General features: G+C 66.5%; 1 protein-coding gene. It reads right to left on the reverse strand.

Annotation, left to right across the window (positions count from 1 at the left end; all coding sequences use genetic code 11):
* Positions 1–40: 40 nt before the first annotated feature.
* A protein-coding gene (locus tag AC559T_RS12370; protein ID WP_498868791.1) for an IS3 family transposase occupies positions 41–1,527 on the reverse strand; the annotation gives its coding sequence in 2 pieces (ribosomal slippage) (positions 41–1,167 and positions 1,167–1,527; 1,488 coding nt in all).
* Between the last annotated feature and the right edge of the window lie 70 nt (positions 1,528–1,597).

The raw sequence follows: 1,597 nt of genomic DNA on the forward strand, positions 1-1,597 counted from the left end.
CGGAACCCGTCAAGCTGTTTGAGGCAGGATGTTGCAGAAATTAGCCAGCTGATGTGTCTGTCTGGTCGGGCTGTTCCTCCTTCGGGGGCCGGTTGATCCACGCGGGTTCGGGCAGTGCTGGTGGTGCTGGGGGACGGCGGATGAACCGTTCGGGATGCTCGGCATAGGCAGCGTCCAGGACGGCAGCACGGGCCTTCCGGACGGCGGCGGCCTGGCCGTGGTGGACCACGGCCGGGGCGAGGAGCCCGATCCCGGAATGCCTGTGCTGATCGTTGTAGTAGTCGAAGAACCCTCGACACCAGGCCCGGGCGGCCTGGAGGTTCTCGAACGAAGCTGGGAAGTCAGGCCGGTACTTCATCGTCTTAAAGTGCGCCTCGGAATATGGATTGTCGTTCGACACCCGAGGTCGGGAATGCGACCGGGTGACACCGAGGTCGGCGAGCAGCAGCGCGACTGTCTTCGAGGTCATGGACGTTCCACGATCGGCGTGGATCGTCAGCTGCTCACGGCTGATCTGCTGTTTGGTGCAGCTGGCTGTGATCAGGTCTTCCGCGAGAGCGGCGGACTCCCGGTCCGCGACCATCCACCCGACAACATACCTGCTGTACACATCGATGATCACGTACAGGTAGAAGTAGGTCCATTTCTTTGGGCCACGGAGCTTCGTGATATCCCAGCTCCATACGGAGTTCGGTTTCTCCGCGATCAGTTCGGGTTTGACGTGGGCGGGGTGGGTGGCCTGGCGGCGACGGTCCCCGGTCTCGCCGAGCTCGGCCAGCAGCCGGTACATCGTCCGCTCCGAGGCCAGGTAGACACCCTCGTCCAGCAGGGTCGCCCACACCTGGGCCGGGGAGGCGTCGACGAACCGCTCCGAGTGCAACAGCGCGACGAGGCGCTCCCGCTCGGCCGGGGACAACGCCGCCGGCTGCCGGCGCGCCTTGTGCGGGATCGGTGCCGGCCGCGCAGGGGCCGGGCTTTTCCGGTGCCGGCGATAGTGCGTCGCCCGCGACCGGCCCATCGCCCGACACGCCGCGGCCACCCCGACCCGGCCGGTCAGACTCGCCACACCGTCCTCGACTATTCGTTCCGCTTCCTCGGCGAGTTCCGGCTGTCGCTGATCTCGGGAATGCCCTCGGAGAGTGTCTCCAAGAGCTTGGAGACTTTTCCCTGCACATCAATCACGAAGCGGGCCTGCGCCAGCTCCTTTTCCAATCGCGCCTTCTCCGCTCGGAGCTTCTCAAGCTCACGGTCCCGCTCATCCATCGCAGGGCGGCCTTTAGGCTTCGACAGACCCGCCAACGCCCCCGCCTCACGGGCCTTCCGCCACTCCACGATATGCGCCGAGTACAGGTTCTCCCGGCGCAGGATCGCGCCTTTCGCACCCGGCGACGTCGCCGCCTCGTACTCGGTCAGGATCCGCAGCTTGTACGCCGCCGAGAACGACCGCCGCCGCGCCTTCGGCTCGACCTCCGGATCCGGCCGCGACCGGCCATCCTCGCGATCTTCCACCCGGCCATCATCGACCAGGCCCCGCCCGGCCGTCACTGCCACCGCCACGATCCTCGTCTCCTCAACCCGCCCCGGCCACAAGATGATA

It is taken from the genome of Frankia sp. Hr75.2, assembly GCF_949319125.1.
In the GTDB taxonomy this organism is placed as follows: domain Bacteria; phylum Actinomycetota; class Actinomycetes; order Frankiales; family Frankiaceae; genus Parafrankia; species Parafrankia soli.